General features: G+C 34.2%; 14 protein-coding genes. 8 read left to right on the forward strand and 6 right to left on the reverse strand.

Annotation, left to right across the window (positions count from 1 at the left end; translation table 11 throughout):
- Positions 1-86: 86 nt before the first annotated feature.
- Entirely contained in the window at positions 87-701 is a 615-nt protein-coding gene (locus SM124_RS01560; protein WP_322444726.1) for a LysE/ArgO family amino acid transporter, read from the forward strand.
- A gap of 133 nt (positions 702-834) precedes the next feature.
- Positions 835-1293: an SRPBCC family protein gene (locus SM124_RS01565; protein WP_322444727.1), complete on the forward strand. Its 459-nt coding sequence runs from the start codon at positions 835-837 to the stop codon at positions 1291-1293.
- 47 nt (positions 1294-1340) lie between these two features.
- On the opposite strand, the gene SM124_RS01570 is transcribed toward SM124_RS01565, so the two are convergent.
- From SM124_RS01570 to SM124_RS01595, 6 genes are all read right to left on the reverse strand, one after another.
- Complete coding sequence (locus SM124_RS01570; RefSeq protein WP_322444728.1) at positions 1341-2171, reverse strand: energy-coupling factor transporter transmembrane component T family protein; 831 nt, start codon at positions 2169-2171, stop codon at positions 1341-1343.
- Positions 2162-3874: an ABC transporter ATP-binding protein gene (locus tag SM124_RS01575; RefSeq protein WP_322444729.1), complete on the reverse strand. Its 1713-nt coding sequence runs from the start codon at positions 3872-3874 to the stop codon at positions 2162-2164. The genes SM124_RS01570 and SM124_RS01575 overlap by 10 nt, the downstream gene beginning before the upstream one ends.
- 101 nt (positions 3875-3975) lie before the next feature.
- On the reverse strand, positions 3976-4539 hold the full coding sequence (locus tag SM124_RS01580; protein ID WP_322444730.1) for an ECF-type riboflavin transporter substrate-binding protein: 564 nt from the start codon (positions 4537-4539) through the stop codon (positions 3976-3978).
- Positions 4503-5411: an SAM hydrolase/SAM-dependent halogenase family protein gene (locus SM124_RS01585; protein ID WP_322445036.1), complete on the reverse strand. Its 909-nt coding sequence runs from the start codon at positions 5409-5411 to the stop codon at positions 4503-4505. The genes SM124_RS01580 and SM124_RS01585 overlap by 37 nt, the downstream gene beginning before the upstream one ends.
- Before the next feature lie 348 nt (positions 5412-5759).
- Positions 5760-6704, reverse strand: coding sequence for an aldo/keto reductase family protein (locus SM124_RS01590; protein ID WP_322444731.1), 945 nt, complete (start codon positions 6702-6704; stop codon positions 5760-5762).
- A gap of 56 nt (positions 6705-6760) precedes the next feature.
- Positions 6761-7924, reverse strand: coding sequence for an acyltransferase family protein (locus tag SM124_RS01595; protein WP_322444732.1), 1164 nt, complete (start codon positions 7922-7924; stop codon positions 6761-6763).
- A gap of 645 nt (positions 7925-8569) precedes the next feature.
- On the opposite strand from SM124_RS01595, the gene SM124_RS01600 reads away from it, so the two are divergent.
- The 6 genes from SM124_RS01600 (at position 8570) to SM124_RS01625 (ending at position 15567) form a co-directional block, all read left to right on the forward strand.
- Complete coding sequence (locus SM124_RS01600; RefSeq protein WP_322444733.1) at positions 8570-10363, forward strand: polysaccharide biosynthesis protein; 1794 nt, start codon at positions 8570-8572, stop codon at positions 10361-10363.
- A gap of 48 nt (positions 10364-10411) precedes the next feature.
- A complete protein-coding gene (locus tag SM124_RS01605; protein ID WP_322444734.1) occupies positions 10412-11020 on the forward strand; it encodes a sugar transferase in 609 nt (202 codons plus the stop codon).
- Between the two features lie 149 nt (positions 11021-11169).
- Positions 11170-12144: a lipid II:glycine glycyltransferase FemX gene (locus SM124_RS01610; RefSeq protein WP_322444735.1), complete on the forward strand. Its 975-nt coding sequence runs from the start codon at positions 11170-11172 to the stop codon at positions 12142-12144.
- Between the two features lie 55 nt (positions 12145-12199).
- The gene (locus tag SM124_RS01615; protein WP_322444736.1) at positions 12200-13351 is read left to right on the forward strand and encodes an aminotransferase class I/II-fold pyridoxal phosphate-dependent enzyme; all 1152 of its coding nucleotides are present in this window, start codon (positions 12200-12202) and stop codon (positions 13349-13351) included.
- A 14-nt stretch (positions 13352-13365) separates the two neighbouring features.
- Positions 13366-14769, forward strand: coding sequence for a tyrosine-protein kinase domain-containing protein (locus tag SM124_RS01620; protein WP_322444737.1), 1404 nt, complete (start codon positions 13366-13368; stop codon positions 14767-14769).
- 39 nt (positions 14770-14808) lie between these two features.
- Positions 14809-15567 carry a tyrosine-protein phosphatase gene (locus tag SM124_RS01625; protein ID WP_322444738.1) on the forward strand — a complete coding sequence of 253 codons (759 nt, stop codon included), beginning with the start codon at positions 14809-14811 and terminating at the stop codon, positions 15565-15567.
- Positions 15568-15618: the final 51 nt, after the last annotated feature.

Consider the following 15618-nt stretch of genomic DNA (forward strand, 5'->3'; position numbering starts at 1 on the left):
AAAGCTTGATTGGGCATATTTGGTTGCAAGATAGATAGGAATCCCGATTCTTATTTGGGTCGAATTTTTAATGAGGGTGATAAAGGATGATTGAACCGTTGATTCACGGGTTTATTCTCGCACTAGGGTTAATACTGCCTTTAGGGGTACAAAATGTGTTTGTATTTAATCAAGGCGTATTACAACCAAGGCTGGTGAAAGCATTACCGGTTGTTATTACGGCCTCCATCTGTGATACGATCTTAATTTTAGTATCTGTTTTAGGAGTTTCATTAATCATGTTAGGGTCTTTCTGGTTTAAGACGATTTTAATGGGTGGAGGATTTGTGTTCTTAATGTACATGGGCTGGAGTACATGGAAGAGTAAGCCCAACGTTGGTGGATCAGAAGTTGCAGAGAAATTTACGTTTAAAAAACAAATCATATTTGCAGCATCTGTTTCGTTGCTCAATCCACATGCCATTATGGATACGGTAGGGGTTATCGGACCGAGTTCCTTAAAATACGATGGAGAAGAAAAAATCATTTTTGCTGCCTCTTGTATATTGGTTTCATGGCTTTGGTTTTTTTGTCTCTCTTTAGTTGGTAGGATGAGCGGAAAATTAGATAAGTCAGGGCGCTTTGTTTTGATATTAAATAAGATTTCAGCTATTGTCATGTGGATAGCTGCCCTTTACTTAGGTTGGTCATTTTTCAAATAACTCCGAGGTCCTAGCTGCTTTGCTAGGGCTTTTTCGTGTAAATAATAATTAGTTGTTCAGAATTTGGACTACTTTGAATATAAATAAAATGACTAGAGTATCCAAATTCATACATAAAGGTGGTATAAACAACATGAGAATAGAAGACTCGTTTTTATTACATGCATCAAAAGAAGACATTTGGAACTTGTTTATGAATGTTGAGAAGCTTGGGAGTTGCGTTCCAGGGTGTGAAAACGTTAAGGCACTTAGTCCAACAGAGTACACGGCAAAAATGGAAGTAAAAGTTCAATTTATGAAATTTAATTATGAAGCTAAAGGGAAAATGAAGAATATTGTTGAAAACGAGAGTATTGAGGTTGAAATGAATGGTAAGCCATTATCTTCTTTAGCGGGTCCTTTTCAAAATAACATTTTAATCAAACTAGAGGAAGTGGAACCGAGGAAAGTTAAAATCCATTATATTATGGATGCCCAAGCAGAAGGAAAACTTGCCTCCTTAGGGGATGTTCTAATGAAAGGCTCCATCCAAAAAACCGCCGACCAGTTTTCAGAGAATGTACAGAAGTTGTTTGTTGGGGAAAATGTTTAAGAGAATGAGTAGCCAGTTATCCTTATTGAAGGTAACTGGCTATTTGGTTACGAAAAAGGATTGTAAAATCGATCTCCATTTTGAAAAGTGACAAATAAGGAGAGGATGAGTAAAACTCCTACAAAAAATAAAGCGATATAATCTTTACGATTGAAAGGACGCTCGCTGTACCATGTTCGCTTTTTGTTTTTCCCAAAACCACGTAACTCCATGACATTACTTATCACTTCAATTCGATCTAAACTAGACAGAATTAGTGGCAGTATTATTGAAGAAGCATTTTTAATTCTCGTCGGTAACTTTTCTTTCTTAGACATGTCAAGTCCACGTGCCTGTTGGGCTAGAGCAATATTACGATAATCTCTTTGAATGTCAGGGATGTACCGTAATGCTAAAGAAACAGAAAAAGCAATTCGATAACTTACTCCAATTTTATTCAAAGATGCAGCAAACTCACTTGGATGTGTGGTAACTATAAAAAGAAGTGCGGCGGGAATAACCGTAAAGTATTTTAATGTCACATTCATTTGATAAAAGAGCTGCTCTAACGTAATGTTATACCTTTCTGTGAAGCTAAATAAAATATGCTCAGATCCATATATTTTAACTCCTTCTTGAGGAGAGAATAAATAGATAGCGATATTATTTATAAGTAGAAAGATTAATATAAATAATAGAACAAATGAAACATCTCTGAGCTTAATTTTTGATACGACAAATATAGTTACACTTAACATAAATAATAATAAGAGAATACGAGTGTCATAGGTTAACATTGCGGCAAATGACCACATGATGAAACAGAGTAGTTTAGTAGCTCCAGTTAAACTATGTATAGGGGATTTCTTATCGATATAAGATAACATTTCTACTCCCATTTACGTCCTACCCCCTTTTCGTAGGAAATAAAACGATGCACAAAATCTCTAGGGTTCTTCACTCCAGCGCGTATGGCTAATTCAAATAAGGAGGTTTCCTTTAAATTAGCTTGCTCAATGATTGTGTAATCCGTAAGTATGTCAGCTGACAGTGCGTCTGCTATTTTCTTCCCATCGGCAATGACAATGGCACGTGGAGTATATTCCAACATTAAGTGCATGTCATGAGTGATCATGATAATCGTCATACCTAAGTTGTTTAGCTTGACTAAAAACTCCATGATTTCTGTATAATGTCGGAAATCTTGACCTGCTGTTGGTTCATCCAGAATTAATACTTGCGGTTTTAATACTAGGATGGAAGCAATAGTTACTCGCTTCTTTTGACCAAAACTTAATGCTGAAATGGGCCAGTTGCGATAGGGTAGGAGCCCGCATATTCTCAATGCTTCTTCTACACGTTGTTTAATTTCTTCATCAGGTAACCCACGTACAACAAGCCCTAGAGCTACTTCGTCATAAATCATATGTTTAGATATCATATGATTTGGATTTTGCATAACCATCCCTATTGTTAAGGAGCGTTCCTTAATCGTATCATTCGTTAAATCACGACCTTCTAAAAGAATTCTCCCAGAGGTGGGCTGCTCAAACCCACATATTACTTTTGTTAGAGTGGATTTTCCTGCACCATTCTTTCCAACAATACTGACCATTTCTCCCTTTTCAATGGAAAAAGATATGTTATGTAAAATAGGACGATTCGGTTGATATCCAAAATCAATATTTTCTAATTGAAGAACAGGTGCAGAAATAGGTGCTTGGACTCTCTCATTTGTAGATTCATACCAATGTAATAGCTTGTCTTTATATAGATCAAGTTTCATTTTATTAATATGTTCAGGATTGGTATCAGGCGAAATTTTACAGCCAGCAAACTTTAAAGCGCGAATATAGAGCGGTTCACGGATGGAGCAATCTTCTAAAATACTAGATGCTAAAAGTTCATTCGGTATGCTGTCACCTACAATTAGTCCATCTCTAACCACAATAATTCGGTCTACATGGCGGTGTAACACATCTTCTAACCTATGCTCGATGATGACAATGGTCTTATTCCATTCTTGATGAATCTGATCAATGAGTTCAATAGCATGTTTGCCAGTGGCGGGGTCAAGGTTTGCTAGTGGTTCATCAAAGAGGAGGATATCAACGTCATCTACCATGACACCTCCAAGTGATACACGCTGTTTCTGTCCACCAGAAAGTTGATGAAGAGAGTGACTTAAATAATTATCCATATCAACCATTTTAGCTACTTCATCCACTCGAGCCCTCATATCAGGTTGTGAAACACAATCATTTTCTAATGTAAAAGCGATATCTTCCCCAACAGATAAGCCGATAAATTGACCATCTGGGTCTTGTAGGACCGTTCCCACCATTTTAGAAAGTGCAAAAATTCCTTCGTTTCTTGTGTCTTTGCCATTAATTTTTAAACTTCCTGATATGTCCCCACGATAGGAAAAGGGAACTAAACCATTAATACAATGACCAATGGTACTTTTACCAGAACCAGAGGCACCAACAATGAGAATTTTCTCACCTTCATAGATTGTTAGATTGATCTGGTTAAGAGTTGGTTTTGCTTGGCTTCTATATTTAAAAGTAAAATCAGTAAACTCAATGATTGGTTTTTTCATAAGTGACTCCTAAACGTTCATATGTTTCTATATTATACCAAATAAATCCATAAAGTAGAGAGGCCTAACTCCAATTTAGAGTTAGACCATAAGAGTGTTCCTTATAGAGTTTCTTCCTTCTCTAAACTTCCTGCTTTACTACGTGTTTTTGCGTAAGCTACTAATAAAATGGTACCTAGGACACCTACTGTTACAATGTTTGAGGCACCAGCAACTAAACCTTGTACGTATACTTTATTTGCTGGTTCTGCATAAATGAGTATGTCTAGTGATGGTGCAATCAGGAACCATCCTATTGCCTGAACAATTGCCTGTGAAAGGTTAAAAGTGAGGATTTGTTTTCCGCCAAACTCTCCATCTAATAGGTTAATTTTTCTAGTAGCTAGGCCAATGAATAATCCAACGAAACCTGAAACTAACACCCAGCTCCACCATGGTGAACCGTAGAAAATTAAATCTTTTAATCCGTGACCAATTAAGCCGATTAATCCACCAGCTAGAGGTCCAAATAACACGGACATTAATGCCAAGAAGGCATAAGAAGTTTCAATATTAGTATTTGGAATACCTGAAGGGATGGAGGCAAACCTTCCTAATATCACGAATACAGCTGTTCCTATTCCTATTGCTACGATTGTTTTTGTCGATAACTTACTTCCTTGCATGAGACTCGTCTCCTTGAATATATTTTTTTTGCTGCTTTTTTTATGGTTAATGTCCAATTGTTACCAGTACCTACTTTGTAAATACTCGCAAATGAACCTTGGTTAATGGCGATACCTAAATTATCTAATGAATTTACATAGACAATCGGCTCACCAATTCCACTGGCAGCAAAGGAACGACCGAATATCATGGTGTTTTTATATACTTGCTGAGTTCCTTTTTCAATGGTTACTTCCAACATGTCGCCATATTGAATATCTAATTTTTTTAGTAATTGACGATTAATATTAGTCCACAAATTCCCAAATCTAATATCTAAAATTTCAATGATACCAGTTAAACTTGAATCTTTAATATAGGCACTTGTCACTGGCAATTTAACAACTGTATCTACTTCTACAGAAGGTCCTACTTCCCCAAAGCTTATGACACCAGAAGCTAGTCGAGCCCCCGTATAGGCATAAATATCTCTCCCATGAAAGGTATAAGATTCGCCTGAATTCGGTAATCGATTAACATTTTCGTCAATGATCCTTGCTTCTACTATTCCGCTTAATTCAGCGATATGTGTTAGAGTACCGTTATCTGGAGTAATAATGAACTTACCATCAGATGTTTTGACAACAATACTTCTTCGCTCAGATCCTACTCCAGGATCGACAACGGAAACAAATACCGTTCCTTCTGGCCAGTATGATACGGTTTGTAAGAGACGAAAAGAGGCTTCCCATATGTTGAATGGGGGAATATCATGTGTTAAGTCAAATATTCGGATATGGGGATTGACTGAATTTGCCACCCCGTACATAGCACTTACTGCACCATCACTAATCCCAAAATCTGATTGTAAAACTAACAGGTTACTAATAATTCCCACCCTTTCATATGTAGATTGTTATTGTTTGCATCTTTCGCTTTTACGTAACTTACGGTTATTTAAAACCGTAGTTCTCCTTCTAAAATCACATTAAAAAAGAGAAAATGCCAAGTTCCTTTTCCACCTCCAAAATTCTATTTTTAAATATATGAATTGGCTCAATCTATTGATGTCTATTTTATTTACTAAGCCAATAAAAAACACCACGCCTTATCAAATGATAAGGACATGATGTTATACACTTGAACTTTTTAAAAAATATGAAAATATTTAGTGCAATAGTACAGTAAAGCGTTAGTATTTTCAATACATTTTTGTAAAAAAATTCATTTTTTGGATTAATTAAGAGTTATAGATTTTCGTTATTTCTGTTAACATTTCAGAAGTCAATTGTTTATTAAGCCTTTTTACATTTTCCTCCACCTGTTTTGGAGAGGAGGCACCCATAAGAGCACTAGCGATATTGTTTTTCCGTAAGACCCATGAAAGTGCCAATTCAGTAAGGGATAAATCAAATTCTCCAGCTAAATTTTCTAACTGTTGTGCTTTCCTAAGAGATTCCTTAGTAAAGAGACTTGTAAAAAACTTATTAATGTTCGGATTAGTTGCCCTACTTAGTTCAGGAATTTGTTTATTATACTTTCCTGTTAAAATCCCCTGAGCTAGCGGGCTAAAGACAATTTGTGATAAGCCCAGTTTTTCTGAGTCAGGGATAATAGTATCCTCAATATCCGGTTTAAGTAAGCTGTATTCACACTGATTTACGATTATTCGATTGAATAGGAACTTATCGGAAATCTGAATAGCCTCTTGTAATTGTTCTGAGTTCCAGTTGCTCACTCCTACGTACAAAATTTTACCCTGTTTTATTAAATCGTCTAACGTTCGCAACGTTTCTTCAACCGGAGTTTCATAATCATAGCTATGACAGTAAAAAATGTCTACATAATCTAGCTTCATCCTTTTTAAGCTTTGATGTACCTGTTCAACAAGATGTTTTCTAGATAGTCCTCTACTATTTGGACCTTTGCTTGTTGCCCAAAAAGCTTTTGTAGCTATAACATAGTCATCTCTAGCAAAAGATTTTAAAGCTTTAGCTAAAATTCTTTCTGCTTCACCTTGTTGATACACATTGGCCGTATCAAAGGAGTTGATACCTAAATCAAAAGCTTTATGTATGGTTCTTACCGAATCCGATTCATTGACTCTTTCTCCAAAAGTTAAATAGCTACCTAAACTTATTTCACTTACCTTTAACCCTGATTGCCCTAGTTTGTTATACTGCAAGAACTAAACCCCCTTAATACAAGCAATTAGCCAGCTACAAAAGCTGGCTTTAATCTTTACATTAATTTATTTAAATAAGGAATTTTTCTCCAGACAAAATGGCTAATGAAAAAGCTTAGAATAATCCCTAAGATAGCACTAAGTAAAAATTTTGCTAATACTGAGACACGTAAATCTGATAATGTGTACTGCAAAAAAACTACTACCGGTACATGGATAAAATAGACGACGAAAACATGTGAAGAAAGTATTTTAGCTAAACGATTCGTCTTGTTGAGTTTTTCTCTAAACAGTGTAATTAAACCAATAACAAGTGCAAAACAAAGAACTGTCTCAATCAATGACCGAGTAAATGAACCAAAATTCGCTCCTCCTTTTAAGAGGTATGGATATAATGAATTTCCTCCAAGATACAATGCCCCTGCAATGCCTACACCAATCGCTAGCCAAATATAGCCTGTTCGTTTATCTAATGTTAGAAGCCAATTTCTACGATAAGCCATAATCCCTAATACGAAGAAACTAATATACTGTGGCACATGAGCATACTCCGTTTGTATAAAGCCAAGAAAACCTGTCCATTCATCGATAGGATACCAGATTCTAACGATGTAAGTGGATAGTGTCACTACTAGTAAGAAGATAAAAATTTGAGTTCCCTTTATTGGATAATAGCTATCCCGACTGGATTCATGCTTTGAAAAATAAGTCCAGGCGGATAAAACAACTGCATACACAAGTAAATGCTGCAAAAACCATAAATGGCCAAATTGCATATCAGGCCAAGAAGGACCTGTCCAATTCGTCGGCTCATCACTTAAACCGAAAAAAATATTTGGATAATATGATAAAAAAGAGATAGGTTCATAAGGTCTAAAATTTATATAGTACAGATACATAAGGATTGGAATCATAACTAAAAAACCTAAAATTAATGGTACACCTATTCGAATGAAACGTTCCTTTAAGAATCTCCATTCGCCTTTGCGTTCAATAGACTTTGGAAGGAAATAAGCAGACAAAAAGAAAAATAAACTCATAAAAAAAGCTGCATTAACAGCAAAAAACCTTCTCAACCAATCAATCGATTCTCCCTCTTGAAAGTACCACCATCCCCCAGGACCATATGCCTGCCCCGCATGATGAGCAACTACTAACATAATGAGAGTAATTTTTAAGTGATCAAGGAAATATAAGTGGGTAGTTTGTTGTTGTTTCAAAAAATAAAACCTCTTCCTAGAAAATCGTTATTCTAGAGAAATATTAACATATTATTGGGTATTTTAGGAAGAAAATACAAAAGAGAATAAGTATTTACAGGAGTAAAGACTTAAAACTACTATTTTAAAATAATATGATTATATTGTTATTTGATTATCCAATCCTGGTAGTAATATAGTAGGCCATAATACAAAAATAGCCCTTTTTAGGAAGATTGGTGTCCTAAAAATACTCAGTGAATATATTAAAAACTGTATATAGGTAAAAATAATTATAGGCTGTCTGATAGTTTTTGTGTCTCTAAAGACAAACTTTTATCGGAATTAAAAAAAGAAGGCTTTTAGAACAGTAGAGCAAGTCATTTAGGTTACAGTGTTATAAAATCGTTCTCTATCAAGCTTAAATAAATGCTGTTAAAAGAACGAGTGGTGATGTCTCCTAGCCATTATCAAAGGGAGGTACTCGGTCATGCTGTGGGTTAAAAAACCTTAGACGCAAGTCGTCGGTAGTGTGATGTGAGGTAGGGTTAGATGCCCAATATTTTTAGTGTTTTTATGGGAGTGTTTTTTGCAAAGAACATTACCATAAATACATTAATGTTTCCGAGAATGTATTAACTAGTTAAGGAGGTAATTAGAGTTGAAATGACCTACCAACAAAGAATCTCTTTGTTAATCATATTAGATACTTTTATCATTCTAACTTCCATCTTCATTAGCAGTTTGATATTAAACAACGTAGTTCAATTTCCCATATTGATAAGTACTCTATCGGTAATAATCTTCCATCATCTATTCTCAATTGTTTTAAAACTATATAAGAAAGCTTGGGAATATGCAAGCATAGGAGAATTAGTTATTATTTTAAAGGCCATTACCTTCTCCATAATCTGCACAGCCTTTTTACAAATTATTTTACTACAAGACACATATATTCGATTCTTAATGATCACTTGGATGATCAATGTTTTATTCATTAGTGGCTCCAGGCTCGCTTGGAGATTACTCCGTGATTCATTAATAAAAAAATACAAAAATCGAAAAAGAACATTAATTATTGGGGCTGGAGCAGCAGGGACGATGATAGCCAGGCAACTTCTTTATAATATTAAATCAGAACTCCTCCCTGTGGCGTTCATTGATGACAATAGTACGAAACAAAAACTAGATATACTTGGTATCCCAGTTTACGGGGGAGTAAAAGATATCGAGAAAGCGGTAATGGATTTAAATATCGAAAACATAATTATAGCCATTCCATCTTTAAGCAAGAAAGATCTAAACACTATATTTGAAGAATGTGTTAAAACATCAGCTAAAACAAAGATAGTACCAATGTTAGAGGATATTGTTACTGGCAAGGTTTCTGTAAGTCAATTCAGAGATGTCCAGGTAGAAGATTTATTGGGGAGGGAGCCAAATGAGTTAGATATAGAGAGTATATCTGAATATATAACTAATAAGGTAGTTTTGGTAACTGGTGCTGGTGGATCAATTGGTTCTGAGATTTGCCGCCAAGTATCAAAATTTAATCCAAAAAAACTCGTTTTATTAGGTCATGGCGAAAACAGTATTTATAACATTGAGATGGAACTTAGAGAATCATTTAAAAACAGTAAAATTCAGTTTATAACTGAGATAGCTGACATACAGGATTTTAATAAATTAATGATTTTGATGAAAGCTTATCGTCCTAATGTGGTTTATCATGCCGCTGCTCACAAACATGTTCCACTCATGGAACATAATCCCGAAGAAGCGGTAAAGAACAATATTATAGGAACATTAAATATCGCAAAAGTGGCATGTGTGAATAGTGTAGAGCGGTTTGTCATGATTTCTACAGATAAAGCCGTTAATCCAACTAATGTCATGGGTGCGACTAAAAGACTAGCAGAGATGATGATCCAGCATATGGATAAGAACAGTAAAACTAAGTTTGTTGCTGTTCGTTTTGGAAATGTATTAGGCAGTCGCGGTAGTGTCTTACCACTATTTAAGAAACAAATTGAAAAAGGAGGGCCAGTAACGGTCACCCATCCAGATATGGTGAGATATTTTATGACCATTCCTGAAGCTTCGAGATTAGTTATTCAAGCAGGTGCACTAGCTAAAGGTGGGGAAATTTTTGTTTTGGATATGGGTGAGCCTGTAAAAATAGTTGATTTAGCAAAAAATTTGATTAGACTGTCAGGAAATTCATTAGATGAAATAGGGATCGAATTTACAGGGATAAGACCAGGTGAGAAACTTTATGAAGAATTACTAATGGAAGAGGAAGTACATGAAAAACAAGTATACCCGAAAATTTATATAGGAAAAACAACAGAATTATTTATCGAAGAAATTGATGAAATTATATCAAGCTTTCAAGACATGGATAGAGAGATGCTAAAGCAAAAACTGATAGCTTTAGCAAATAGAAAGTCCACGAAGTAAATAAATTTATCTTAATTTAAATAAGTCTTGGACAAGGGAAGTGATTTAATGATTCTAAAAAGAACTTTTGACTTTTTCATATCCACAATGGCAGTTGTATTATTGCTCCCTTTATTCCTCTTATTAGCTTGTCTAGTTAAATATAAATTAGGCTCTCCTATTTTTTTTAAACAACAACGTCCAGGGTTACATGGAAAGCCTTTTCATCTATATAAATTTCGTAGTATGAGCGATAAAAGAGATCGTGATGGTAAGTTATTACCAGATCTTCAGCGGTATACGCCATTTGGAAACTTCCTTAGAAGATACAGTTTAGATGAACTCCCCCAATTGTTCAATGTGATAAAGGGAGATTTAAGTTTAGTCGGACCCCGTCCATTATTAATGGAATATCTTCCTCTATATAATCAGGAACAAGCTAGGAGGCATTTAGTTAGGCCAGGAATAACTGGTTGGGCACAAGTGAATGGTCGGAACGCTATTTCTTGGAAAGAAAAGTTTAAATATGATGTTTGGTATGTTGATCACCAATCATTCATTTTAGATTTAAAGATTATATTAATGACTATAAATAAAGTCATTCATTCAGATGGAATTAATCAACCCGGCCATGACTCGATGCCGGATTTTAAAGGTAGCAAGGAGAATGATAGGTAACGTTAGTATAAAGAGTTGTCCTCAGTGAAAGAGAGGTGAAGATAATGTATGAGGTAATATCCATAAATGAGGAATTGAGATGGGACAACAAATTAAAGCTTCTCTCCAATTCAGACCCTTTTTATTTTAATAAATATTGTAAATTATATATGGAGTTTGGTGATGGAGATCCTTATTTATTCATCTATCATGCCAAAGATGGAAATAATATTTACTATGTGTTTTTCAAAAGATTGATTAATTCTTTAGAATTTATAGAGAACAATGATTATGAAAAATGGTATGACATTATTACTCCACCATATGGTTACGGTGGACCTCTATATGAAAAAACAAATGAAAAAACCATTGAGGGATTTAGAAAAGATTTTGAAACCTATTGTCAGGATGAAAACATAGTTACAGAGTTTGTTAGATTTCATCCATTATACAAGAATGCTAAGTATTTAGATAAATGTATGGATGTTTTCTACGATAGAGAAACCATTTATATTGATCTGCTAAAAACTGAAGAAGAAATCTTTAATAATTATCATAATAATCATAAAAGGAACGTGAGAAGAGGGTCTAATAATGGATTGGAATTTAGGGTTTTAAAAAGAGATGAGGCCTTACTCGAAGTTCATACTTTTTATCTTTTATATAAAGAAACGATGGATAAGTTAGGTGCTTTAAGTTATTCTTATTTTTCTGAATCATATATAAGGAACCTTCTTTCTGATTTGGATAACAATTCGGTTATAGGAGCTGTATTCTTCGAAGGAAAAATGGTTGCAGCAGCTATATGTTTGTATGAAAGTGGTTGTCTGCATTATCATCTTGGTTGTTCTAAACAAGAATTTTTACATTTAGGAATTAATATATTTCTTTTTCATCACTTGGCTTTATGGGCTAAGAAATTGGGATTTCAAAAATTTCATTTAGGTGGAGGACATGTAGGAAGAGATTCTCTTTTTCAATTTAAACAACGTTTTAATAAAGAAGGCGTTCTAAAGTTTTATATTGGTAAAAAGATTCATAATGAATCCATATATAAATCATTATTAAATCAATGGGAACGATACTATTCACAAAAGGTGGATGGGCACTATTTTCCACTCTATAGAAAGGCTTATTCAAATTAGGGTTTTAAATTTAATAAAAAGATTTTTAAAAATAAAATCTTTTGGAGAGTGAGATATGAACCACACTAGAATTCATCTTTCCATACCACATATGAGTGGGAAAGAACAAAAATATATTAAAGAGGCATTTGAAACAAATTGGATTGCTCCTTTAGGCCCTAATGTTGAAATGTTTGAAAAAGGTATTGCATCATATGTTGGAGTTGAAGATGCTGTAGCTGTAAGTTCTGGAACTGCTGCTATCCACTTAGCTCTAGAGTTACTGAATGTTAAAAGAGGAGATAAAGTATTTTGCTCAACACTTACCTTTGTAGCGAGTGCTAATCCAATTCTTTATCAAGGGGCAGAACCGGTGTTTATTGATTCAGAGTCTGATACTTGGAATATGTCTCCAATAGCTTTGGAACGAGCCTTGGAAAACGCAGTTAAAGAGGGGGTCCTACCTAAAGCAATCATAGTTGTACACTTGTATGGCCAAAGTGCAAAGATGGAAGAGATTATGGCGATATGTAATAAATATAAAATACCTATTATAGAAGATTCTGCAGAGTCGCTAGGTTCTTTATATAAAGGTAAGCCTAGTGGAACGTTAGGAGAGTTTGGAATCTATTCTTTTAACGGAAATAAAATAATCACTACTTCAGGTGGAGGAATGATTGTATCTAACAACAAAGATGCACTAAAAAAAGCACGTTTTCTTGCTACACAAGCAAGAGATTCCGCTCCCCATTATCAGCATAGCTCCATGGGTTACAACTATCGTTTGAGCAATATCCTAGCTGGTGTCGGGAGAGGTCAGCTAGAAGTATTAGATAAGAGAATAAGTGCAAGAAGAAAAATATTTAATATATATAAGGAAGAGTTATCAGGTTTACCCGGTGTATCTTTTATGAAGGAATTAGAAAATACATTTTCTAATCGTTGGTTAACAACATTTACTATTGACCCCGAATTCACTCCACTAACCAGCCAAGACTTAATCAAATCTTTAGACAATGAAAACATTGAAGCTAGACCGGTCTGGAAGCCACTACACTTACAACCACTTTTTCAACAATGTAATTACTTCCCTCATAACGATAAAGAAAGTATATCTGATAAGCTTTTTAATGCGGGAGTTTGCCTTCCATCTAGTTCAAATTTGGATTATGAAAGTCAAAAAAGAGTAATTCAGTGTATAAAAAATAAATTTAAGCTAAGGAAATGATACTGGAGGTCTATATGATGAACACAATCAGTATAAATGAAGTGTGTATTATCCTCCTGAAACGGTGGAAGTTAATAGCCCTATGTACTTTAATCTCGGCATTCATTAGCATCATTCTATCCAATTATGTCATTGCTCCAAAATATCAGGCTTCCACACAAATACTCGTTTATCAAAAAGATTCAAATAATCAATTTGATATTTCTCAAATTAGAAATAATGTTGAGTTAATTAATACTTATAGTGTAATAATCAAGAGCCCAGTTATTTTAGAGAAGGTCATTGAAGAGCTAGATCTTCCTGAAAGTATAAAACAACTTAACGAAAGCATAACTGTTAGTAGTCAAGAGAATTCTCAAATTATTACGATATCAGTTAGAGCAGAAAATGCTAAAAAGGCAATAGAAATAGTAAATGCCCTTTCTGAAACTTTTCAGAAAGAAGTTAAAGAGATTATGAAAATTGATAACGTAAGTATTCTTGCTAAAGCAAAATTAAATGAATCGGAAGTACCTGTTAGTCCCAAACCTACAATAAACTTAATTATTGCAATTTTTATCGGATTTATACTCGGGCTGCTTTTCGTTTTAATAATGGACTTTTTTGATAATACATTAAAAGAGAGTAAGGATATTGAGAGATATCTTGGTTTTCCTGTATTAGGGAGTGTTAAAAATATCATAAACGATACAGATAAAAATGCTGGAAAAAATAAAAATGATAAAGGTAGGTTCGTAGGAAGGATAAGTAAAATTAAGAATGAAGCACAGTTATATGCTCACAATAACCCCAAGGACGCTGCAACAGAACAATATCGTCTAATTAGAACCAATATTTTATTCTCTTCAGTGGATAATGATATTAAAACGATCATGGTTACATCACCAGAACCTTCTGATGGTAAATCAACTACTGCATCTAATTTAGCGATTGTTTTTGCACAGATGGGAAAGAAGGTATTACTCGTGGATACTGATTTACGGAGACCTTCCCAACATTACGGATATAAAAGAAACAATTTTCAAGGTTTAACAAGTGTTTTTACTAAAAAAGTTCCATTAAATGACGTTATTAAGAAAACCCACATCCCCAATTTAGAACTTCTAACTAGTGGTCGAACACCACCAAATCCTTCTGAACTTCTTAATTCAAAGGCAATGGAAAGAGTATTAGAACAATTAAAGTCAATGTTTGACTATATTATTTTTGATACCCCTCCTATCCTTGCAGTTACTGATTCTCAAATACTAGCAAATAAAACCGATGGTGTAATATTGGTCATCTCGAGTGGGAAGACAAAGAGAGAAATAGCGTTAAAATCAAAAGAATTACTAGAAAAAGCTAATCCAAGAATTCTCGGTGTTGTAATAAATGGAGGAGACTCAGATGTAGAGCAATATAACTATTACTATGAATGAGTAAATAGGTTGTTGAAGTGAAAATGAAGGAGAGGTTATATGATTGACATACACAGTCATGTTTTACCGTTCCTTGATGATGGGCCAGATAGTTACGAACATTTTAAAGAGTTGGCAAGGCAAGCTGTGAGTTCCGGAGTTACCCACTTAGTTGCAACCCCACATCATAACAGAAGATATGAAAATCCAAAAGATAAGATAATCAAACATATCTCCCACTGCAATCAATATTTAAAAATGAAAAATATCAATCTTACCATTTATCCAGGACAGGAATATAGGATTCATAGAGAAATATTAAATCCACAAAAAGAAAATGAAATACTCACGATAAATCAAGGTAACTACTTATTATTAGAGCTACCCCCACATGAAGTACCCGATTATACAAATGAAGTAATCTATGAATTATTGTTAAAAAGTATTACCCCCATTATCGTGCATCCAGAAAGAAATAAAGAGCTACAAAATAATCCAAGTATGATTTATGAATTTGTTCAGGAAGGGGCATTAATACAATTAACAGCAGGGAGTGTCATTGGAAAGTTTGGAGGAAATGTAAAAAAACTTGCTAGTAGACTGATTGATCATCAGCTTGTACATGTACTTGCGTCTGATGCTCATAATATTCATACAAGAGGGTTTTGTTTAGATGAAGCTTATAAAGAAATATCAAAATCATTTGGACATCAGTGTACAACATATTTTCAAAAAAATGCTAAAAATATATTAGAAAATAAAGAATTTCAAATTGAATCCCCTCGTCATATTAAAAAAAGGTTTTTTAAATTTTTCTAATTTAGTATTCATGCTTTATAGAAGGATAACTCACACGTAAAAAAGTTAGCC

This window comes from Robertmurraya mangrovi (assembly GCF_034427655.1).
Classification (GTDB): domain Bacteria; phylum Bacillota; class Bacilli; order Bacillales; family Cytobacillaceae; genus Robertmurraya_A; species Robertmurraya_A mangrovi.

Coding starts and splice junctions, on each gene's coding strand:
- SM124_RS01560 (WP_322444726.1), top strand. CDS start 87: ATGATTGAACCGTTGATTCACGGGTTTATTCTCGCACTAGGGTTAATA.
- SM124_RS01565 (WP_322444727.1), top strand. CDS start 835: ATGAGAATAGAAGACTCGTTTTTATTACATGCATCAAAAGAAGACATT.
- SM124_RS01570 (WP_322444728.1), bottom strand. CDS start 2,171: ATGGGAGTAGAAATGTTATCTTATATCGATAAGAAATCCCCTATACAT.
- SM124_RS01575 (WP_322444729.1), bottom strand. CDS start 3,874: ATGAAAAAACCAATCATTGAGTTTACTGATTTTACTTTTAAATATAGA.
- SM124_RS01580 (WP_322444730.1), bottom strand. CDS start 4,539: ATGCAAGGAAGTAAGTTATCGACAAAAACAATCGTAGCAATAGGAATA.
- SM124_RS01600 (WP_322444733.1), top strand. CDS start 8,570: ATGACCTACCAACAAAGAATCTCTTTGTTAATCATATTAGATACTTTT.
- SM124_RS01605 (WP_322444734.1), top strand. CDS start 10,412: ATGATTCTAAAAAGAACTTTTGACTTTTTCATATCCACAATGGCAGTT.
- SM124_RS01610 (WP_322444735.1), top strand. CDS start 11,170: ATGGAGTTTGGTGATGGAGATCCTTATTTATTCATCTATCATGCCAAA.
- SM124_RS01615 (WP_322444736.1), top strand. CDS start 12,200: ATGAACCACACTAGAATTCATCTTTCCATACCACATATGAGTGGGAAA.
- SM124_RS01620 (WP_322444737.1), top strand. CDS start 13,366: ATGATGAACACAATCAGTATAAATGAAGTGTGTATTATCCTCCTGAAA.
- SM124_RS01625 (WP_322444738.1), top strand. CDS start 14,809: ATGATTGACATACACAGTCATGTTTTACCGTTCCTTGATGATGGGCCA.